Origin of the sequence: Pseudooceanicola sp. HF7, assembly GCF_011806405.1 — a bacterium.
In the GTDB taxonomy this organism is placed as follows: domain Bacteria; phylum Pseudomonadota; class Alphaproteobacteria; order Rhodobacterales; family Rhodobacteraceae; genus Pseudooceanicola.
Genome location: NZ_JAATOW010000036.1, coordinates 26923 through 47620, shown reverse-complemented (window position 1 = coordinate 47620; position 20698 = coordinate 26923). Strand labels below are relative to the sequence as shown.

Below are 20698 nucleotides of genomic sequence, written 5' to 3'. Positions count from 1 at the left end.
GAAAAGGCGTGGAGAGGTCGCCGGCGCCTTCATTTATTGGTCTGTCTGCGGGGTTCTTCCGTCCGGTAAGTCGCTATACCGCCAAGGAAATTCCCTGTCCTGCAGATATCTGCAATTGGTCGGCCCTGCGCGCCGTTGCATTTAGTTCGAGTCGAGAAAAAAGTCTTCTTGGACAGGCGGTGCGGGGATTAGGCGCGTCCGCGGCATAGCCCGGATCGTCCGGGGAAATGGCTGAGATCGGCTTGGGCGACCGGCGCGATCCACGGCAAGTCATGCCGCGCAGTGCTCATCGGTCCCGCCTGTTCGATGCATCGAACTGTTGTGCGAACCTTGGGACACGTGCGCCATGAATGAACTGCCTGCCAAGCGAAATGCCGTCCGGGTCTCTGCCCTGGCACTTCTGATGACCACGACGGCCATGGTGCCCGCCGCGCGGGCCGATTGTGCCATCGACGGCAGCAAGATGACCTGCACGGGAGAGATCACCTCGACGGTGGAGCTGGGGCTGAACCCCGGGGATTTCGACGTGACGTCGCAGGTGGTGAAGAACCTGACCTCCAGCGTTTTCCTGCAGAGCGGCCTGGACCTGCTGAAGATCAATCTGCAGGTGCCCGATGGCTCCGGCGACGGGCCGGACCGGACGGTGGACATCGACCTGAGTCCGGGATGGTGGGTCACGACCATCTCGGGCAAGATCCTGAACACCAAGGTGCTGGGTGCGGATGCCGCGGCGGCCTCCCACGGTGGCGAACATGGCGCCAACGGACACTCGGGCCGTGGCAGTGGGGCGTTGACGGTTTCGATCACGGCGGACAACGCGGATGACACGGGGACACGCCCCATGCTGGTCACGCATAACAACCCGCTTTTCCAGATGCTGGCAACGGGGGGCAACGGCGGCGACGGGGGTGACGCGAATTCGGACATCTTCGAGACCTCCCGTGGCGGCAACGCGGGGGATGGTGCGGCGGGCGGCGATATCTCAGTCACCGTGTCCGAGAGCGTGATCCTGTCTTCGATATCGGACGGCGACGCCATCAGCATCACCTCCCAGGGGGGCAACGGCGGGCGCGGCGGCAGCGGTCACTCCGGCGGCTGGCTGAACTCCCACGGAGGCGATGGCGGCCGGGGGGGCGACGGGGGCGATGTCACCCTGATTTCGACCTGGGAGCACAACAACCTCGAGGGCGAGAAAGGCAACGGCATCGGCATTGCCTCTAAGGCAGGTGACGGCGGCGACGGGGGCGATGCCTCTTCCAACACAGACGACTACGTCGGCTCCGGCGGAGATGGCGGCATCGGTGGCGATGTGACGCTGACCTTCAGCGGCAACGTGGCGGCCAACGCCGCGAATGCCTACGGGATCTACGCCCTGTCGGCGGGCGGTCGGGACGGGTCAGAGGGGTCCGAGCTGGGCTTCCTGCACCGCAAGGGCAAGCCGGGATCGGCCGGGGATCCGGGCGCCGGTGGCACGGTCACGGTGACCCTTGGCACGGGCAACATCACGACGCTGGGCAGCGCTTCCATCGGTGTCATGGCGCAGAGCATCGGCGGAATGGGGGCCGAGGGCGGCACTTCCATCGGCGGGCTGTCGGGCTACGGGGCCGGGGGCGGCTCCGGTGGCGGCGGCGGGGTGGTCAGCCTGGTGCTGAAGGGCACGCAGGTGGGCACCTCGGGTGACCAGGCGATCGGGGTGGTGGCCACCTCTGTCGGTGGCGGCGGCGGCACCGGGGGCAGCGCCCTGGACCTGAAGGCCATGGGCGGCTTCGGCGGCACCGGTGGCAACGGCGACGCGGTTTCGGTCACGCTGGACAGCGCCCGGGTGGGCACCGGGGGTGATCATGCAGAGGGGGTCGTCGCGCTGAGCGTGGGCGGCACCGGGGGCAACTCCGGCTACGCGATGGGTCTGAAAACCACGGGCGCGAGCGGCGGCAACGGCGGCGACGGCGGCACCGTCACCCTGGATATGAGCGGCAGCACCATCCTGACCTCCGGCAACGAGAACGCGGGCATCCTGGGCCTGTCGGTCGGAGGCGGCGGCGGCAATTCGCACAGCGGCGCGGGGATCGAGAGCATCGGTGCCAGCGGCGGCGTGGGCGGCAATGCCGGCAGCGTCACCTATACCTCGAAGGTCGACGCGGACGGGAACGGCACCACGGTCAGAACCAGCGGCGACAAGATGGCCCAGGGTATCGTGCTGGCCTCCGTCGGCAAGGGCGGGGGCACGGGCAGTTCCACCCATTCCATCGACGTGCTGCAGTTCACCACCCACGTCGGTGGCGCGGGCGGCGGCGGCGGCACGGGCGGCGACATCACCTTCACGATGTCCGAGGCGGATGTGATCAGCACCCTGGGCAAGCTGTCCGAGGGCTTCGTGGCCCTCAGCGTGGGCGGCGGCGGCGGTGCCAGCGGCGCGGATACGACGATCACCCTGGTCAATGCCTCCAGCGGGCATGCACTGGGTGGCGAGGCGGGCGACGCCGCGAACGGCGGCGACATCACGGGCAGCACGCTGGCGGGCACCATCACCACGGCGGGCGAGCTTTCCGCCGGCGCGGTCATCGGCTCTGTCGGTCAGGGCGGGGGCCTTGCGGGCAGTACGACCAGCGTGAACCTTCTGGCCTCCTTCAGCAACGACGTGGGCTCGGATGGCGGTGCGGGTGGCGACGGCGGCGAGATCGATGTGACCTCGACCGCGGCGATCACCACGGCGGGTGACCTCAGCGAGGGGCTGCTGGCCTTCTCAGTGGGCGGCAGCGGTGGCCGGTCGAGCCATGTGACCAACTTCAGCAACGGGCTGGACCTGAGCGGCGCCACGGCTGCCGCGACCAACGGCATGGCCTCTTCCTCGGCCGGGGGCGGGGGCGACAGCAGCGCGGTGAGGGTGGCCAACAGCGGCGCGATCCGGACCAGCGGCCATGCCTCTGCCGGGGTGGCGGCGCTGAGCGTGGCCGGGTCCGGCGGCGTGGCGGGCAGCACCTGGAACGGCGCGGTCGGCGGGCTGACCATCGGGGCGACCACCGGGTCAAACGGCGGCAATGGCGGCACCTCCGGCAACGTGACGGTGACCAACGCCAAGGGCGGCACCATTGCCACGGGCGTGGTGACCGACGCCATGCTGAGCGGCCTGAGCGATGACGATGCCGCGGCGCTGAAAGCCTCTGCCGGGGCGCTGAGCCCGGGCATCCTTGCGGTGTCCGTGGCGGGCGGCGGTGGCAATACCTCTCATGTCTTCTCCGGCGCGATCTCCGGGATCAACGCGAATTTCGCCCAGGGCGGGGCGGCTGGAACCGGCGGCAAGGCGGGCGCTGTCAGCGTGACCCATGACGGGCTGATCCGCACCAATGGCGCGCTGTCCTTCGGGGTGCTGGCGCTTAGCGTGGGTGGCGGCGGCGGCTCCGGCGGCACGGTGTCGACCGGGGCGATGGGCATGGCGGACCTGGGGCTTTCGCTGGGCTCTGACGCGGGCGACGGCGGCACCGGCGGCACGGTGACCGTGACCGGCGCGGGCAGCGTTGCCACGGCGGGCCATCTGTCTGCCGGCATCGCGGCGCTGTCGGTGGGCGGCAAGGGCGGCACCGGCGGGGCCGTGGACAACGTGACCCTCGACATGGGCGAGATCTCCGGCAACGTACAAGCGGTGCAGGGCGGGAATGGCGGCAAAGGCGGCACGGGGGGCAAGGTGACGGTCTCCACGACCGCCGATGGCGGCACGCAGCAGGCCGGGACGATCTCCACCACGGGCTACGGCGCGGCGGGGATCCTGGGCCTGAGCCTGGGCGGCAACGGCGGTTTCGGCGGCACGGTGACGGCGGGCAACATGACCATCTCGACCGAGGGATCGCTGAGCGCGGAGTTCCTGGTGGGCGGCCATGGCGGCACCGGCGGCAAGGCGGGCGATGTCGGGATCACCAACGTCGCGGGCATCAGCACCCAGGGCGCCTATGCCATGGGCATCGCGGCGGCCTCCGCCGGGGGCAACGGGGGCATGGGCGGCTCAAGCTACTACGGGACGATCTCCGGCAACACCGGCACGACGATCAGCGCGGCGGTCACCGTTGGCGGGGACGGCGGCACCGGCGGTGCCGGCGGCGCGGTCACGGTGGACAACAGCGGCAGCATCTCCACCCAGGGCGGCGACGCCTACGGCATCTATGCCAACTCCATTGGCGGCCATGGCGGCAACGGCGGGACCGGCATCTCCTACAACATGGGCGTGGGCGAAAAGGCGAAGGACAAGGTCTCGTTCGCGCTGAAGACCTCTGTCGGGGGCAGCGGCGGCAAAGGGGCTGTGGGCGGCGACGTGACGGTGACCAACAGTGGGGCGATCGCCACGACGGCGGGCACCTCCTACGGGATCTTCGGCCATTCCATCGGCGGCAACGGCGGCAACGGGGCCAGCACCGGTTCCTACAACATCGGTCTCATCGCCGAGAAGCACGCGGCGGCAAGCGAGGCGGCCAAGAAGGCCGGCGAGGAAGAGCCGGAAGCGCCGGAACTGGACTACGAGGTCAACGTGGGCGGCAGTGGCGGCGCGGGCGGCAAGGGCGGCACGGTCACCTTGGCCAACGCGGCGGGCGGCAGCATCGTGACCGGCACCAGCAAGACGGATTCGGACGGCGACGTGGTGACCACGGGTGCGGCGGCTTACGGGATGTTCGGCCAGTCGATCGGCGGCAATGGCGGCAACGGCGGCAATGGCGATCCGGACGGCGTGGGCTTCGCGGCGGATGCCTATGACGCCTACGAGAACTTCAACACCGCCAAGGAGCAGATCGAACAGTACAAGAAGCTTTTCGGCAAGGCAGAGTGGAAGGAGAAGCTGGGCGACCTCTTCACCAACTGGTCGGTCAGCATCGGCGGTAGCAGCGGCGACAGCGCCGTGGGCGGCGACGTCATCCTCAGCAACGATGGCGCCATCACCACCTACGGCGACAGCGCCACCGGGATCTACGGCCAGTCCGTGGGCGGCGGCGGCGGTGTTGCCGGTGACGGCAGCCAGGGCCTGCTGACCTCTGTCGGGGTGGCGGGCAGCACCGGCAAGGGCGGCGACAGCGGCGATATCACCATCACCAACACCGGCCATGTGACCACCGGCGGCGACGGCGCCATGGGCATCTATGCCCAGGCCGTTGGCGGCGGGGGCGGCACTGCCGGCGAGGTCGAGGCGGGTATCGTCACGACCCTCTCCGGCATCGTCCAGAGTGTCGGGCGCGGCATGATCGCAGCCAACAACAACTACGAGGACAACGACGGCGCAGGCGGCGACGGCGGCGCGGTGACCGTGAGCCTGGGCAAGGGTTCCTCCATCGCGACCGCGGGGCGCTATGCCCATGGCGTCTGGGCCCAGTCTGTGGGCGGCGGCGGCGGCGGCCAGGGCAATGGCGACACCGACAAGTCCGTGGACCCCGAGAACCCCTCGGATGCGGACAAGGCGGCGCGGGGCCAGATCGGCACCGGCCAGGGTGCCGGCAGCTCCGGCCTGGTCAACGTGGATGTGAAGGGCGACATCACCGTCACGGGCTACGGTGCCAGCGGCGTCTTCGCCCAGAGCGTCGCGGGTTACGATGACGAAAGCGCCTCTGCCGGCGTCCTGGTCAAGGTCGACGGCAGCATCTCCGCGCAGGGCGACGACGCCCGGGCGATCCTGGTGCAGGCCGATGGTGCGAAGGACAACCTGCCCAGCAGCGCTGATGCCTGCAGCGCCAGCCACGTGGCCTCCTGCGCCTCGACCTCTCACGTGGTGATCGGCAAGGGTGCCCTGGTGGAGACCACCAGCTCAAATGCCTACGAGACGGTGGCCTTCGCGGCTGGCAAGCAGAACTTCCGCTCTAGCGGGGCGCTCTACGTCTCAAACCTGCTGCAGAACGCGGGCACCCTGCAAAGCGCCGATGACGACGCGGTGGTGATCGGCAGCGATGGCACGGCCTCCCTGCGGATCCACAACCAGAACGGCGGGGTGCTGAACGGGTCGATCAAGCTGGGCGACAATAACCGGAACGAGTTCACCAACGCGAGCGGCGCGACCTTCGGGGTGGGAACCAACGTGCAGCTTGGCAACATGGGGTATTATACCGGGTCTGCCGGGGGCACCCTGTCTGCGGGCACCGCTGGTACTGTGGGCAACTCCCAGATCGACTATGGTGGCACATTCTCCGAAGCGGGCACCATCCAGGTGGACATGGCCTGGAATGGCAGCACCCTGAGCTACGACAAGCTGATGTTGTTGGAGGTCTCCGAAGGTGCCAGCGGTACCCTTTCGGGGGAGGTGGCCACGAACCTGACGGGCAAGACCGCCCTTGAGAACGGCTCCTTCTTCGAGATGAACATCATCCAGTACGATCCCGATTCCATTGACGTCTCTGATCTGGGCATCAAGCACAGCGCGGCGACCAAGATGAACTTCCAGCGGGTTGCCAACGCGGAAGCCTTCACCTTCACCAGCCTCCAGCTGGAATACGAGGTGGATTACAGCGCCTCTTCGACCGGGCACACCATGAGCCGCGCCGCGCTGAAATATGCCGACTACTTCAGCAACACCATGGGCGCTATCGCCGATGGTCGCGTGGCCGAGGGTGCCGCGACGGATGACCTCCAGTACCTGGCGACGCAGTTTCTCAACACCGGCTCCGCGGCGGAGCTGGAGCAAGCCTACCTGAAGCATGTGCCGGACGAGGCGAGCGTCGCGGGCTCTACCGCCGCGCGGTCTGCCCTGGCAATGCACGGGCTGCTGCAGAGCTGCCCGGTGCTGGAACCCTCCGCCGGCACGGACTTCCTGCACCAGCAGGATTGCGGCTGGATGGAAGTCATCGGCGCAGAGCTGACCCAGGACGCCACGTCGCAGGCGCCCGGCTACACGGAGAAAACCTGGGGGTTGGCCGGGGCCGTGCAACGGGAGATCCATGGCGATCTCTTCCTGGAGGTCGGCGCCACCTACGAGGATGTCACCATCACCGGCAGCAACTTCACCCAGGCGGGCAGCCGCCTCGGCTTCGGCGCCGCGCTGAAGAAGGAGATCGGGGCGGTGACGCTGTCGACCACCCTGGCGGGCGGGTTCTACGACTTCGATTACAACCGGGGCTATACGGTCACCGGGCAGGGCTACAACGCCGCCTCCGACATCACCGGGCGTTACCTGTCGCTGGAGGCGCGGGCCTCTTCGGTCTACCAGCAGGACAGCTTCTACCTGAAACCGAGCGCCGCCCTGGCCGTGACCCGGATCTGGCAGGACGGTTTCACCGAAAGCGGCGGCGGAAGCCTGAACTGGAACGTGGACGCGGTGGCGAAGACCAACGTGGACTTCTCTCCGATGGTCGAGGTGGGTCATGCGACATCGTTCAACGGCAATTCTGCCGTGGCCTACCTGCGGGCGGGCGTGACCGCCGCGCTGACGGATCCGGAGTATTCCGTCACCTCTGCCCTGGCCGGGGCGGACACCGGGCTGGGCACGCTGTCCAACGTTGTCACCGGGGACCGCTACCGGGGCAACCTGGCGGTGGGGCTGGACATGGACCTGGCGGACCGCTTGACCGTTTCGGTGCGCGGGGAGGCCGGGCTGAGCGAAAATTCCCGCGCCTATGGCGGCCTTCTGAGGCTGTCCTACAGGTTCTGAGGAGAAACCGGAGCGTGGGGCGACGGGGCTGCGGATGCCGTGGCCCCGTCCTGCTTTCCGGGGAGAGCCGGGCAGGATCCGGCAAAACCAGTGGCGCGGCGCAGATGCGACGCATCCTGTACCGCTTGTGTCATCACGACGCTTGCGCGAAGCGCTCTTGATGACGGCAGCGGGACACCCGTTTCTCAACGAAGGGCGCTTATCTGTAAGGAGACCGTCCGAGGTAGGGTTGGCGTCAGGTCAGGACTGAGCGCGCAAAAGGCGCCGGAGCATCCGCCCCAGCTTTCAGGAGGCAAAGAAGAGGCCCCGGCTGAAAGCCGAACAATTCAAAATAGATCTTGGCTGAATCTTGAGACCTATTCGGCCGCAACCTGATCCCGGTTTGCAGGGACTTAGTGAGTCCAGACGCCTCGGCGGTTCGTCGCGAAGTTCTCGCCATAGCCGCCGGGCCGAACGTTGGCCTTGCGCCCATGGGGCTCGGTCACAACCGCTTCGATACCATTCTCGGAGGCGTATTCGAGGGCGGCTTCCTTCGTGTCAAAGCGCAGGCGCACCTGGCTTTGCGTATCCGTGGAAGAGGTCCAGCCCATAAGCGGGTCTACTTCACGCGCGGAATCGGGGAAAAACTCAAGCACCCACTTCCGGGTCTTGGCGGTACCGGACTGCATGGCCGTCTTGGCCGGGCGAAAAATTCGTGCGCGCATGGATTCCTCCGAACTACGCGGTCCTTATCCGGAATTCCTGGGCGGATCGCAAGACCTGCCGTGGTCGGAGGGTTTACGAATCCTGCCACGGCGCGGATTTTGCCGGTTTCCTGCCACCTGCTGTCAGCAAGGCGGCATCCGGCCCCTTGCACCGGCGGGAAAACCACCCATTCTCTAGTGTCTGCGCCGCGCCCCCCGGAGGTCCCATGCCCTACGCCCATTCTGACAAGACACAGCCCATGCTTCATGCGCCCGCACCCGATGTGCGCACGCGCGAGAAGCTGGAAGGTGGCAAGCGGCTTGTCATGAAGACGGAATTCGATGCGGCGGGGGACCAGCCCACCGCCATCGCGGAGCTGACCCAAGGTGTGCAGAGCGGCGAGCGCGACCAGGTTCTGCTGGGCGCGACCGGGACCGGCAAGACCTTTACCATGGCCAAGATCATCGAGGAGACGCAGCGCCCGGCGATCATCCTGGCCCCGAACAAGACCCTGGCGGCCCAGCTTTACGGTGAGTTCAAGGGCTTCTTCCCGGACAACGCCGTGGAGTACTTCGTTTCCTTCTACGATTACTACCAGCCCGAGGCCTATGTTGCGCGGTCGGACACCTACATCGAGAAGGAATCCCAGATCAACGAGCAGATCGACCGGATGCGCCACTCGGCCACGCGGGCGCTGCTGGAACGCGATGACGTGATCATCGTTGCCTCCGTTTCCTGCATCTACGGTATCGGGTCGGTCGAAACCTACGGCGCCATGACCCAGGACTTGAAGGTCGGCGGCACCTACGACCAGCGGCAGGTGATCGCGGACCTGGTGGCCCAGCAGTACAAGCGCAACGATCAGGCGTTTCAGCGGGGCAGCTTCCGGGTGCGCGGCGACAGCCTTGAGATCTTTCCGGCCCACCTTGAGGACCGCGCCTGGAAGCTGTCCTTCTTCGGGGAAGAGCTTGAGGGCATTACCGAATTCGATCCGCTGACAGGCGAAAAGACCGGCAGCTTCCAGCAGATCCGCGTCTACGCCAACAGCCACTACGTGACGCCCAAGCCGACGATGCAGCAAGCGATCATCAGCATCAAAAAAGAGCTCAAGCAGCGCCTCGACCAGCTGGTGGGCGAGGGCAAGCTGCTGGAGGCGCAGCGGCTGGAACAGCGTGCGAACTTCGACATAGAGATGCTGGAGGCCACCGGCGTCTGCAACGGGATCGAGAACTACTCGCGCTACCTGACCGGGCGCGCGCCGGGCGAACCGCCCCCCACGCTGTTCGAATTCATCCCGGACAATGCCATCGTCTTTGCCGATGAAAGCCACGTCTCGGTTCCCCAGATCGGCGGGATGTACAAGGGTGACTACCGGCGCAAGTTCACGCTGGCTGAGCACGGCTTCCGGCTGCCCTCCTGCATGGACAACCGCCCCCTGAAGTTCGAGGAATGGGACGCCATGCGCCCGCAGTCGATCTTTGTCTCCGCCACTCCCAGCAAGTGGGAGCTGGAGCAGGCGGGCGGCGTCTTTACCGAACAGGTGATCCGCCCGACCGGCCTGCTGGATCCGCAGGTGGAAATCCGGCCGGTGGAAATGCAGGTGGACGATCTTCTGGACGAGGTCCGCAAGGTCACGGCCAATGGCTACCGTACGCTTGTCACCACCCTGACCAAGCGCATGGCCGAGGATCTGACCGAATACATGCATGAGCAGGGCATCAAGGTGCGCTACATGCACAGCGACATCGACACGATCGAGCGGATCGAGATCCTGCGCGACCTGCGACTTGGGGCCTTTGATGTGCTGATCGGGATCAACCTTCTGCGCGAGGGTCTGGATATCCCCGAATGCGGGCTTGTCGCGATCCTCGATGCGGACAAGGAAGGGTTCCTGCGCTCTGAAACCTCGCTGGTGCAGACCATCGGGCGGGCGGCGCGAAACGTCGATGGCCGGGTGATCATGTACGCCGACCGCATCACCGGCTCCATGGAACGCGCGCTTGCAGAGACCGAGCGACGGCGCGAAAAGCAGATCGCCTATAACGTCGAGCACAATATCACGCCCTCGACGGTCAAGAAGAACGTCGAGGATATCCTGGCCGGGCTCTACAAGGGCGACGTGGACATGAACCGCGTCACGGCCAAGGTTGAGAAACCGCTGGTCGGCGCCAACCTTCAGGCGCACCTGGACGGGCTGCGCGCCGAGATGCGCAAGGCGGCGGAAAACCTGGAGTTCGAGGAAGCAGCGCGGCTGCGCGACGAGGTCAAGCGGCTTGAGGCTGTGGAGCTTGCGGTGGGGGACGATCCCCTTGCCCGGCAATCCGCGATCGAGGCCGCCGCTGACCTGTCCCAGAAAAGCCGGGGACGGTCCACAGCCGGGCGTCCGGGCCAGCATGGCGGCAACGTGAAGCGCCGCAAGCGTTAAGCGATGTGGGGTCTCAGCGGATGTCAGGCTGCGGCGCTATGTCCGGCGCGGTCATCTGTTCCGCATCCTCGTTATCAAGGGATGTGGTGGCGCCTGCGCGTTCGGGTGCCGGGAAATCCATGCTGTCCAGTGTCAGATCGACATTGGGCAGGCGGCCCCGGTCGTGCTGACGTACTTCCACCAGATTCACGGCAAGGGACAGTATCATCACCGTTACCACGGCAAGTGCCAGTACTCCGAGTATACGCATGACAGCCTCCTGTTGACAGAATGCCGGCTCGACGCATGCCGGTTTGGTCGTGTGAGTTCAACGCGGCGCTCGGACCGGGAGTTCCGTGATTTTTACCGCAGCCTCGGCGGTGGGCGGAAGGTTCAGCCCCTCCCTGCCGTAATGGGTGACCCTGGGGCAAGTATTTTTATGTGACAGGGAACCGGAAGGGGGGAGGGCGGCGTTGTCATATCAAGCACATTGCAATCTTGGAGAAGACCCATGGAATTCATTCTGGGACTCATCGTCCTCGTTCTTGATATCTACGCCATCATTCAGGTGTTCAGCTCTTCGGCCAGCGTTGGCGCGAAAGTGCTGTGGATCCTGCTGATCCTGATCCTGCCGGTCATCGGCTTCATCATCTGGCTCATCGCCGGTCCCCGTTCGGGCAGCGTTCGCGTCTGATCGCTTCGACTGACAGCATGAACTGACCTTCTGCCGGCCACTGTACCCACGGGTGCGGTGGCCGTTTTCATGTGCTAACGGTGGGCGGGCAGGCGGTCGCACGTGGTCGTGCGCAGGGCCTGCTCCAACCGGAGAGCCCATGACCGAGCTTGAGATCTTTCACACACATCTCTACCCTGGCGCACGGGGGCAGGGCGCGCGTGCCGATGGCCCGGCGGTGCTGGTGTTCTCGGACGGCGTGCGGGTGGCGGGCGAGGTCAGCGGCGATCGCCTGCGGGTCGACGGCTACACCACCGCCGCGGGCACCCAGATCGAGGGAAATCGCTGGCGGCTGGCCTTCGATGGCGATGGCTTCCGGATCACGGCGGGGAAATAGGCCTGCGACGCGCCCGGGCAGCCCCAAACCCGCTTCCGGCGGGTGACGCAGCGGATTTCCCGGCCCGAGGGGGCAAAAGGCCTGTTTTCCGGGGCAAGGGCGATTGACTCCCCCTCTCGCCCGGATATAAGCGCGGCTTCATTGGTGTTGGTGGCCCCCGCAAGGGGAAGCCTGTCATGGGGGAAACCTCAAGAGGACAACGCCCTTCATAGCCGCTTTCGGGCGGCGTTCCAAAGAAGGAGATCAGCCGTGACCAAACGCACGTCTGCCAAGTACAAAATTGACCGTCGCATGGGCGAAAACATCTGGGGTCGTCCGAAGTCCCCGGTGAACCGTCGTGAATACGGCCCCGGCCAGCACGGCCAGCGCCGCAAGGGCAAACTGTCCGACTTCGGTCTGCAGCTGCGCGCCAAGCAGAAGCTGAAAGGCTACTACGGCGACATGACCGAGAAGCAGTTCCGCCGCATCTTCGCCGAAGCTGAGCGCCGCAAGGGCGACACCGGTGAGATCCTGGTTGGCCTGCTGGAGCGTCGCCTGGACGCCGTTGTCTACCGCGCCAAGTTCGTTGCGACCATCTTCGCAGCCCGTCAGTTCGTGAACCACGGCCACGTGCTGGTGAACGGCAAGCGCGTCAACATCCCCTCCTACCGCGTGAAAGAGGGTGACGTGATCGAAGTCCGCGAGAAGTCCAAGCAGATCGCCGTCCTTCTGGAAGCGACCCAGTTGGCAGAGCGTGACGTGCCCGACTACATCGAGGCCGACCACTCCAAAATGACGGCAACCTTCGTGCGCACCCCGGCCCTGGGCGACATCCCCTACGCCGTCCAGATGGAACCGCACCTGGTCATCGAATTCTACGCACAGAACTGATCCGGCAACGGATCGGCTTCTGGGCCGACATACGAAGGGCCGTGCCGAAAGGTGCGGCCCTTTTTCTATGCGCTTTTCCCGGGCATCGCCCCGCCGCCAGCGCCCGGCGCGGGCGGGTCCCGATCAACCGGGATGCTTGCGCAACAGCCACAGGCGGGTTGGCAATCTCAGCTTTCCATGGGGGGACCTGCCCGCTAGAAGTTGCGGCGAGGGAAAGGTGCAAAAATGACCAGCAAGATCGTTCCGCAACCCGGCATCATGGATATCGCGCCCTACGTGGGCGGCGCATCCAAGGTCGAGGGTGTGAAAGACATCGTGAAGCTCTCGTCGAACGAGAACCCTTTCGGCGCCAGCGATGCCGCGAAAGAGGCCTATCGCCGCGCGGCGCAAGACCTGCATCGTTATCCCTCGACTGACCATGCAGAGCTGCGGGCGGCCATTGCGGCCCATCACGGGCTGGACCCGGACCGGATCATCTGCGGCACCGGCTCTGACGAGATCATCCATTTCCTGTGCCAGGCCTATGCCGGTCCGGGGGACGAGGTGCTTTACACCGAACATGGGTTTTCCATGTACAAGATCTCTGCCAGCGCTGCCGGGGCGACCCCGGTCTGCGTGAAGGAGCGTGAGCGCGTCATCGACGTGGATGCGATCCTGGCGGGCTGTACCGAGGACACGAAGCTGGTCTTCATCGCCAACCCCGCCAATCCGACCGGCACGATGATCGGCGGGAACGAGGTCGCGCGGCTGGCCGCCGGTATCCCCGAACAGGCGATCCTGGTGCTGGACGGGGCCTACGTGGAATACGTCGAAGGCTTCGACGGCGGCGCGGGGCTGGTCGAAAGCCGGGACAACGTGGTGAAGACCCGGACCTTTTCCAAGATCTACGGGCTGGGCGGGCTGCGCATCGGCTGGGGCTACGGCCCGAAAGAGATCATCGATGTGCTCAACCGCATCCGCGGGCCCTTCAACCTGTCGTCCGGCCAGCTTGCGGCGGCGGAGGCGGCGATCAAGGACCATGCCCACCTGGAGCACTCCCGGTCCGAGAACACCCGCCTGCGGGCCTGGCTGGCCGAGGCGCTGGCCGAACATGGCGTGGCCTCCGATACCTCTTGCGCGAACTTCATCCTGGCGCGCTTTGCCAGCCAGCAAGAGGCCGAGGCAGCCGATGATTTCCTGAAGGCGCGCGGTCTGATCGTGCGCCGGGTGGCGGGCTACAACCTGCCCAATTGCCTGCGCATCACGGTGGGGGATGAATCCTCTTGCCGCCGGGTGGCCTATGCGATCGGCCAGTTCAAGGCGGGGGTGCCTGCGTGATCTACAACCGTATCGCCCTGATCGGGCTTGGGCTGATCGCCTCTTCCATCGTCTGGGCGGCCAAGCGCGGCGCTCTGGCTGGAGAGATCCGCGGCTTCGACGCCTCGCCAGAGGCGCGTGAGACCGCGCGACGGATCGGCCTGTGCGACGTCTTTGACAGCGCGGCAGAAGCCGTGGAGGGCGCGGATCTGGTGATCCTCTGCGTGCCCGTGGGCGCCATGGGCCAGGCGGCCGAGGCCATCGCGCCGGGGCTGAAGCCCGGGGCCGTAGTTTCCGATGTGGGCTCCGTCAAGCGCGCGGTGATCGAGGCGGTGACGCCCCATATCCCCAAGGGCGTCCAGTTCATTCCGGCCCACCCGCTGGCCGGCACCGAGCATTCCGGCCCCGAGGCCGGCTTTGCCGCGCTCTTCGACAACCGCTGGTGCCTCGTGGTGCCCAGTCCGGAAAGCGATGCCGCCAATGTGGCGGATTTGCGCGCATTCTGGGAAGGCCTGGGCGCCCATGTCGACGAAATGGATGCCGATCACCATGATCTGGTATTGGCGGTCACCTCTCATACGCCGCACCTGATTGCCTATACGATGGTCGGTGTGGCCGACGATCTGCGCCGGGTGACGGACAGCGAAGTGATCAAGTATTCCGCTGCGGGGTTCCGGGATTTCACCCGGATTGCCGCCAGCGATCCGACCATGTGGCGGGATGTCTTCCTGTCCAACAAGGATGCAACCTTGGAGATTCTGGGACGGTTCACCGAAGAGCTTTTCGCCCTGCAACGGGCGATCCGCACCGGCGACGGCCAGCTTCTGCATGATTATTTCACCCGGACACGGGCCATTCGCCGCGGCATCATCGACGCCGGGCAGGATACATCGGCCCCGGACTTCGGCAGGGCACCGGTCGGCAGGAAATGAAGCGCTTTCTGCTTGGATTGGGGTTGGCCTTGCCGCTTGCGGCCTTCGCCGCCCCACCCGAGCAGAGCCCACTCCCGGTTGCCCCCGGCCAGGTTCAGGGTGGGCGGGTCTTGCCGACGCAGATCTTCCTGCGCCAGGCCGCGCAGGGGCAAGCCACGCCGATCCCCGATGCGACGGGGCCTGATGCGAAAGCGGCTGCCCTGGCGGATCCCCAGTCAGACCGGCCCGAAGAGGACGAGGTTCCAGACGACCAGGCGGCACTTCAGCTGGAAGAGGCCGAAGCCGAGGCGGAGCTGGCAGGCGATCCCGCCGCGCGTCCGGTTCAGCCCGGATCTGCCGGCACGCCGAAGGATCCCTTTGACACAACCATCGTGGGGGTGACGCCGGTATTGCCGGAAACCTCTGCGCTGGCCTCCGCGATCACACCGCGCCCGCGGGCACGCCCTGCCGAGGTCGTCCAGACCGCCCGGGCCGCCATGTCCGCCCGGCGCAGCGGGGCGGTCTGCGGGGATCTGGCGATCCAGGGCGTGGCGATCGGGCGTGTCAGCGCCTCTATCGCGGCCTGCGGGGTGGCAGAGGCGGTGCGGGTCAGCTCTGTCTCAGGCGTTGCGCTCTCCACCCATGCGGTGATGGATTGCGGCACGGCACGGGCGCTGAAAGCCTGGGTCGATGGGGGGCTGAAGCCCGCCGTGGGCAGCTACGGCGGCGGCGTACGCGAATTGTCCATTGCCGCGCATTACATCTGCCGCCCCCGCAACAACCGCAAGGGCGCGAAGATCTCTGAACATGGCAAGGGGCGCGCCGTCGATATCTCTGGCATCAAGCTGGTGGACGGCAAGGAGCTGAACGTCCTGAAGGACTGGCGCCGGGGCCGGGAAGGGCGGATGCTGGTGCGTGCCCATGCGGCGGCCTGCGGCCCCTTCGGCACGGTGCTGGGGCCAGAGGCGAACGCCCTGCACCGCGACCATTTCCATTTCGATACAGCGCGTTACCGGAACGGCAGCTACTGCCGTTAGCGCAGTTGGATGACCGGGGCGGGCCCCACCGGGATCGGGCCAAGGAAGGTCCTGCCATCGCGGAAGGCGACGGTCACGTCCAGCGAGGCGGGGTTGCCGCTCATGCCCGACAGCAGCTTCAGCGCCGCTTCCGTGCCCTGGGCCAGACGCTCGTCCAGCACGCCGGTCTCGACCGCCAGACGCAGCAGCGCCTGCCAGTTCTTCGCCTGCAGCGCCAGTTCCCCCGTGGGCAGGCCGGCTTCGTCCACCTCCAGCGTGGCGGTGGCCTGGATGGCAAGTTCGCCCCATTGCGCCTTCAGCTGATCCAGCTGGATGTGGCGCGGCTGGGGGCGGGAGTCCTCGATCGCGGTGATGTCCCATGGCTTTGAGAAGGTGACCGTTGCGTCCAGCCGTGCCTCCTGCATCATCTCCGGCAGCGCCACGCCGGAAGCGATCCGCCCCTTCAGCGCCTCTGGCGGCGTCAGATCCTGCGCCAGCGCGCCCAGCCGATAGGTGTTGCGGTCGTCCTCTGCCTGTTCCATCGCCAGGTTCAGGTGGCCCAGCGATACGCTTTCCGGCCCGGTGACCAGCAGGTCATCGCCCGACAATTGCGAGCGCACGACCTCAAGCCGCTTGCGCGACCGCAGCTTCAGAGAGGCGCGCAGATCGCTGTCCGTGATGGTGACATTGGTCAGCGGCGTGGCCAGCTGCATGTCATTGGGCGCCACGGCGATCATGTGCAGCGGATTGTAGGAGAGCGCCATGAAGGCGAACTCCGGCAGGGTCAGCGCCCAGCCGGTGCGCGGATCGGCCAGCGCCAGGTCCGTCCAGATCATGTCGAAGCGGTTGGGGAAGCCGGTGACGCGGAAATCGCCGTAATCGGCCTGCCAGTCATCGGCCTCTCGTTCGGCGAACCAGGTTTCGATGCCGTTGCGAACATAGGCAGCCCCGATCAGCCAGTAACCGGACCAGAGGGCCGCGACGACAAGGATCAGGATCAGAAGACGTTTCACGGGCATTCCCCTTTCGGTCGCAGTCTCTGGTGTGTTTATAAGGTGCCAAGGCAAAAGGACCAGACGCATCATGTGGGTATTCGGATATGGATCGCTTCTGTGGAAACCAGGCTTCGCGCCCGCCGAAACGGTGGTGGCGCGGCTGCGCGGCTATGCGCGCAGCTTCTGCATGACCTCCATCCACCACCGCGGATCGGAAATCGAACCGGGGCTGGTGCTGGCGCTGGACGCGCAGGAGGGGACCAGCTGCACCGGGTTGGCCCTGCGCACGGATGAACAAGAGGCCGACAAGGTGCTGGACTACCTGCGCGAACGCGAACTGGTCTCTTCCGCCTACCTGGAAAAGCGCCTGCCGGTGAACCTGACCGATGGCCGCGTAATAGAGGCCGTGACCTATGTCATCGACCCCGCGCATATCCAGTATTGCGGGGGCCTGCCGCTTGAGGAACAGGCCCAGATCATCGCCCGTGCCCATGGCGGGATGGGGCCGAATTCCGAATATCTCTTCAATACTGCCCAGCATCTGGACAGCCTTGGGCTGGGCGATGAAGAGCTGACCTGGCTGGCCGGTCGTGTGCGCGCCCTGACGGGATAAGCCCTTTTCTTGAAACGGCAAAACACCTAGAGTCGCCGCAGGGCAAGCAAGGCTGAGGCAGGAGCGTATGGCGCAGAAGGATCTCGAGGCGGAGCCGCATTTTTCGCAACCCGTCCGGCAGGTAATCCTGATGCTGATCGTCTTGGGGCTTTGCGGCTTCGGCGGTGTCCTGGTCTATCCCAGCCTGCGCCCGGTGTTCGAGGCTAACCCCTATCTCAACGGCTTCATCGCCTTTGTCTTCGTGCTGGGCGTGATCGCCTGTTTCTGGCAGGTCGCGCAGCTTATTTCATCGGTCCGCTGGATCGAACGCTTTGCCTCCGGCGTCACCTCGGCCACGGATCGCGCGCCCCGGCTGCTGACGCCGCTGGCCACGCTGCTGGCCGGGCGCACCAAGCGCATGCAGATCTCGTCCTCCTCCTCGGCCTCGATCCTTGAATCGGTGGTCACGCGGATCGACGAAGGGCGCGAAATCACCCGTTACATCACCTCTCTGCTGATCTTCCTGGGCCTTCTGGGCACCTTCTACGGGCTGGCAACGACCGTCCCGGCGGTGGTCGAAACGATCCAGAGCCTGGTGCCGCAGGAAGGCGAAGACGGGGCCAATGTCTTTGCCCGGCTGATGTCGGGGCTGGAAAGCCAGCTGGGGGGCATGGGCGTGGCCTTTGCCTCTTCCCTGATCGGCCTGGCGGGATCGCTGATCGTGGGCCTGCTTGAGCTTTTCGCGGGCCATGGCCAGAACCGTTTCTACCGCGAGCTGGAGGAATGGCTGTCCACCATCACCCGGCTGGGGCTGGCCGACAGTGACGATGGGGCGAACTCCGATGCGCTGGCGGCGGTGCTGGACAACCTGGGCGACCAGATGGAGGGGCTTCAGGGCCTGTTCCTGCGCTCTGAAGAGGCCCGGGAGTCGCTGGACGGAAAGCTGTCCAACCTGGCCGACACGATTGAGCGCCTGACCGATCGCATGGCCGCGCAGAATGCCGTGAACAGCCCGATTGCCGATGCGCTGAGCCGGATCGCGGATGGTCAGGATGCGCTGCTGACCCGGCTGACCGAGATCGGCGGAGAGGGCGAGGGCATGGATGCCGAAAGCCGGATGCGCCTGCGGTCCATGGACACCCAGCTGCTGCGGATCCTGGAAGAGATCAGCGCCGGGCGGCATGAGACCATGGCAGAGCTGCGCACGGATATTGCCGCGCTCAGCCGCGTGATCTCTCAGGGACAGCGCACCGGGCAGCGCCCGACGCAGCTGCCGGACCAGGACCGCTAGGCCATGGCGCTTTCCCGCAGATCCGGGGCCAGGCTCCAAGCGAATATCTGGCCGGGTTTCGTCGATGCGATGACCGGCCTGCTGATGGTCCTGATGTTCGTGCTGACGATCTTCATGATCATGCAATACGCCCTGCAGGAAACCATCACCGGGCAGGAAAGCGAACTGGATACGCTGCAAGATACCGTGACATCCCAAAGGGATGAGCTGGGTGAGCTGGCCGCGAACCTGGCCGCCTTGTCACGCACGCTGGGGCTGGAACGGGAAAGATCGCAGGCGCTTGAGGGCCAGGTCACGGACCTGAGCGGGCAGGTGGATGAGCAATCCGCGCTGATCAATTCTCTTATCCAGCAGCGCGATCAGAGCCAGCAGCAATTGCAGGCCGCGCAGTCCCGGATCACGGATTTCGAGGCCCAGGTGGCCACCCTTCTGTCGCAGCGCGACGATGCCCGCGACACCGTGGCAGAGCTGGAAGGCGAGCGTGACCGACTGGCGGACGAACAAGAGGCGCTGAACCTTGCCGTGGCGCGAGCGCGGGATGAGATCGACGCCCAGACAGAGGCCGCCCGGCTGGCCGCCGCCCGGCGCGAGGCGCTGGAAGCACTGGTGGCCGATCTGAAGGCAGACCAGGCCGAGGCCGCGCAGGAGGCTGCGGGCCTGAGCGCGCGGGTGGGCGAGCTTGAGCAGCAGCTTTCGGGGGAAGAGGCTGAAAAGCTTGCAGAATCCGAAGCCGCACGGCGGCTGCGCGAGCGCTTGCAGAATTCCCAGGATGAGCTGACGGCGATGACGCTGGCGCTGGAAGAGCAGCGCCAGAAGGCCGAGGACACGCTGACCCTGCTGGCCGCCGCAGAGGCCGCGCGCGACGGGCTGGACGAGAAGCTGGCCGCAGCCCTGTTGGAGCAGCAGGCGGCAGAGGCGGATGCGGCGGCGCTTGAAACCTCGCTTGCGCAGGCGCAGGACCAGCTGGACTCGGTGCAGGAAGGCTCCGAGGACCGGGTGGCGCGGCTGGCAGCGCTTCAGGCGGCGCTGGAGGCGGCGCAGGGTGATCTGAGCGCGGCGGAGCTGGATGCGGAAGAGGTGCGCAAGCAGCTGACCGCAGCACTGGCGGCGAAGCTGGCGGCCGAGCAAGAGGCAGAGGCCCGGCTGTCGGAGGCCGAGCAGCGCGCGATCCTCTTGCAGCAGGCCAATGCGGCCCTGGCCGAGGAAGAGGCGCAATCGGCCGAGAGCCAGCGCAAGGCAACGCTTTTGAATCAACAGGTTGCAGCACTGCGGACGCAGCTGGGCAGCCTGCAGTCCCTGCTGGATGACTACAAGGAGCGCGATGCGGCGAGCCAGGTGCAGATCCAGTCGCTGGGATCGGACCTGAACGCGGCGCTGGCGCAGGTGGCGGCCGCCGAGAAGAAAGAGCGCGAGCGGCTGGCGGCGGAAGCGGAGCGGCTGCAGCAAGAGGCTGAACAACTTAAGAAATTCCGCTCCGACTTCTTCGGGCGCATGCGCGAGGTGCTGGCGGGGCAGGATGGTGTGCGCATCGTGGGGGACCGCTTCGTCTTTTCCTCCGAAGTGCTCTTCGACATCGGCAGCGCGGACTTGGCCACGGAAGGCGAGGACCAGATCGACCAGGTGGCGGGCATCCTGTTCGAGGTGGCCGACGAGATCCCCGATGGCATCGACTGGATCATCCGGGTGGATGGGCACACCGATGACGTCCCGATCTCTGGTGCCGGGCAATTCGCTGATAACTGGGAACTTTCCCAGGCCCGCGCCCTGTCGGTGGTGCGTTACATGATCTCCCTTGGCATCCCGCCGCAGCGGCTGTCGGCCAATGGCTTCGGGGAATACCAGCCGATTGCGGAGGGCAGCAGCCCCGATGCCCGCGCCCAGAACCGACGGATCGAGCTCAAGTTCACCGAGCGCTGAGCGCCCCCTTAACAAATGGTACCGGACCGTGCGGCCTGCG

At 66.2% G+C, this 20698-nt stretch carries 14 protein-coding genes; 11 read left to right on the top strand and 3 right to left on the bottom strand.

Features of this window, described 5'->3' with window-relative positions:
* Positions 1-346: 346 nt before the first annotated feature.
* Positions 347-7612, top strand: coding sequence for an autotransporter outer membrane beta-barrel domain-containing protein (locus HCZ97_RS16785; RefSeq protein WP_167690175.1), 7266 nt, complete (start codon positions 347-349; stop codon positions 7610-7612).
* A 392-nt stretch (positions 7613-8004) separates the two neighbouring features.
* Here HCZ97_RS16785 and HCZ97_RS16780 read toward each other — a convergent pair whose 3' ends face one another.
* A complete protein-coding gene (locus tag HCZ97_RS16780; RefSeq protein WP_167690173.1) occupies positions 8005-8316 on the bottom strand; it encodes an ETC complex I subunit in 312 nt (103 codons plus the stop codon).
* Positions 8317-8522: 206 nt separating this feature from the next.
* Here HCZ97_RS16780 and uvrB point away from each other — a divergent pair, with 206 nt between their 5' ends.
* Entirely contained in the window at positions 8523-10721 is a 2199-nt protein-coding gene (uvrB, locus tag HCZ97_RS16775; protein WP_167690171.1) for an excinuclease ABC subunit UvrB, read from the top strand.
* A 13-nt stretch (positions 10722-10734) separates the two neighbouring features.
* Here uvrB and HCZ97_RS16770 read toward each other — a convergent pair whose 3' ends face one another.
* On the bottom strand, positions 10735-10971 hold the full coding sequence (locus HCZ97_RS16770) for a hypothetical protein (RefSeq protein ID WP_167690169.1): 237 nt from the start codon (positions 10969-10971) through the stop codon (positions 10735-10737).
* Between the two features lie 240 nt (positions 10972-11211).
* Between HCZ97_RS16770 and HCZ97_RS16765 the strand changes: the two genes are divergently transcribed.
* From HCZ97_RS16765 to HCZ97_RS20660, 6 genes are all read left to right on the top strand, one after another.
* On the top strand, positions 11212-11394 hold the full coding sequence (locus HCZ97_RS16765; protein ID WP_167690167.1) for a PLDc N-terminal domain-containing protein: 183 nt from the start codon (positions 11212-11214) through the stop codon (positions 11392-11394).
* Positions 11395-11533: 139 nt separating this feature from the next.
* Positions 11534-11770 carry a hypothetical protein gene (locus HCZ97_RS16760; RefSeq protein WP_167690165.1) on the top strand — a complete coding sequence of 79 codons (237 nt, stop codon included), beginning with the start codon at positions 11534-11536 and terminating at the stop codon, positions 11768-11770.
* A 249-nt stretch (positions 11771-12019) separates the two neighbouring features.
* Entirely contained in the window at positions 12020-12640 is a 621-nt protein-coding gene (gene rpsD, locus HCZ97_RS16755) for a 30S ribosomal protein S4 (RefSeq protein ID WP_167690163.1), read from the top strand.
* 225 nt (positions 12641-12865) lie between these two features.
* Complete coding sequence (gene hisC / locus HCZ97_RS16750) at positions 12866-13957, top strand: histidinol-phosphate transaminase (RefSeq protein WP_167690162.1); 1092 nt, start codon at positions 12866-12868, stop codon at positions 13955-13957.
* The gene (locus tag HCZ97_RS16745) at positions 13954-14868 is read left to right on the top strand and encodes a prephenate/arogenate dehydrogenase family protein (RefSeq protein ID WP_167690160.1); all 915 of its coding nucleotides are present in this window, start codon (positions 13954-13956) and stop codon (positions 14866-14868) included. Before hisC ends, HCZ97_RS16745 begins: the two co-directional genes overlap by 4 nt.
* A 110-nt stretch (positions 14869-14978) precedes the next feature.
* Complete coding sequence (locus HCZ97_RS20660; protein WP_254871584.1) at positions 14979-15884, top strand: extensin family protein; 906 nt, start codon at positions 14979-14981, stop codon at positions 15882-15884.
* Here HCZ97_RS20660 and HCZ97_RS16735 read toward each other — a convergent pair.
* On the bottom strand, positions 15881-16876 hold the full coding sequence (locus HCZ97_RS16735) for a DUF2125 domain-containing protein (RefSeq protein WP_167690158.1): 996 nt from the start codon (positions 16874-16876) through the stop codon (positions 15881-15883). The genes HCZ97_RS20660 and HCZ97_RS16735 overlap by 4 nt on opposite strands.
* 70 nt (positions 16877-16946) lie before the next feature.
* On the opposite strand from HCZ97_RS16735, the gene HCZ97_RS16730 reads away from it, so the two are divergent.
* From HCZ97_RS16730 to HCZ97_RS16720, 3 genes are all read left to right on the top strand, one after another.
* Positions 16947-17471 carry a gamma-glutamylcyclotransferase gene (locus HCZ97_RS16730; protein ID WP_167690156.1) on the top strand — a complete coding sequence of 175 codons (525 nt, stop codon included), beginning with the start codon at positions 16947-16949 and terminating at the stop codon, positions 17469-17471.
* 67 nt (positions 17472-17538) lie between these two features.
* Positions 17539-18741 carry a biopolymer transporter ExbB gene (locus HCZ97_RS16725; RefSeq protein ID WP_167690154.1) on the top strand — a complete coding sequence of 401 codons (1203 nt, stop codon included), beginning with the start codon at positions 17539-17541 and terminating at the stop codon, positions 18739-18741.
* Positions 18742-18744: 3 nt separating this feature from the next.
* Positions 18745-20658 (top strand): peptidoglycan -binding protein, encoded by a 1914-nt coding sequence (locus HCZ97_RS16720; RefSeq protein ID WP_167690152.1) that lies wholly within the window; start codon positions 18745-18747, stop codon positions 20656-20658.
* Positions 20659-20698 lie beyond the last annotated feature (40 nt).

What these genes read in the sequence shown, in the direction of transcription:
- HCZ97_RS16785 (WP_167690175.1), top strand. Translation starts at nt 347, where the DNA reads ATGAATGAACTGCCTGCCAAGCGAAATGCCGTCCGGGTCTCTGCCCTG.
- HCZ97_RS16780 (WP_167690173.1), bottom strand. Translation starts at nt 8,316, where the DNA reads ATGCGCGCACGAATTTTTCGCCCGGCCAAGACGGCCATGCAGTCCGGT.
- uvrB (WP_167690171.1), top strand. Translation starts at nt 8,523, where the DNA reads ATGCCCTACGCCCATTCTGACAAGACACAGCCCATGCTTCATGCGCCC.
- HCZ97_RS16770 (WP_167690169.1), bottom strand. Translation starts at nt 10,971, where the DNA reads ATGCGTATACTCGGAGTACTGGCACTTGCCGTGGTAACGGTGATGATA.
- HCZ97_RS16765 (WP_167690167.1), top strand. Translation starts at nt 11,212, where the DNA reads ATGGAATTCATTCTGGGACTCATCGTCCTCGTTCTTGATATCTACGCC.
- HCZ97_RS16760 (WP_167690165.1), top strand. Translation starts at nt 11,534, where the DNA reads ATGACCGAGCTTGAGATCTTTCACACACATCTCTACCCTGGCGCACGG.
- hisC (WP_167690162.1), top strand. Translation starts at nt 12,866, where the DNA reads ATGACCAGCAAGATCGTTCCGCAACCCGGCATCATGGATATCGCGCCC.
- HCZ97_RS16730 (WP_167690156.1), top strand. Translation starts at nt 16,947, where the DNA reads ATGTGGGTATTCGGATATGGATCGCTTCTGTGGAAACCAGGCTTCGCG.
- HCZ97_RS16725 (WP_167690154.1), top strand. Translation starts at nt 17,539, where the DNA reads ATGGCGCAGAAGGATCTCGAGGCGGAGCCGCATTTTTCGCAACCCGTC.
- HCZ97_RS16720 (WP_167690152.1), top strand. Translation starts at nt 18,745, where the DNA reads ATGGCGCTTTCCCGCAGATCCGGGGCCAGGCTCCAAGCGAATATCTGG.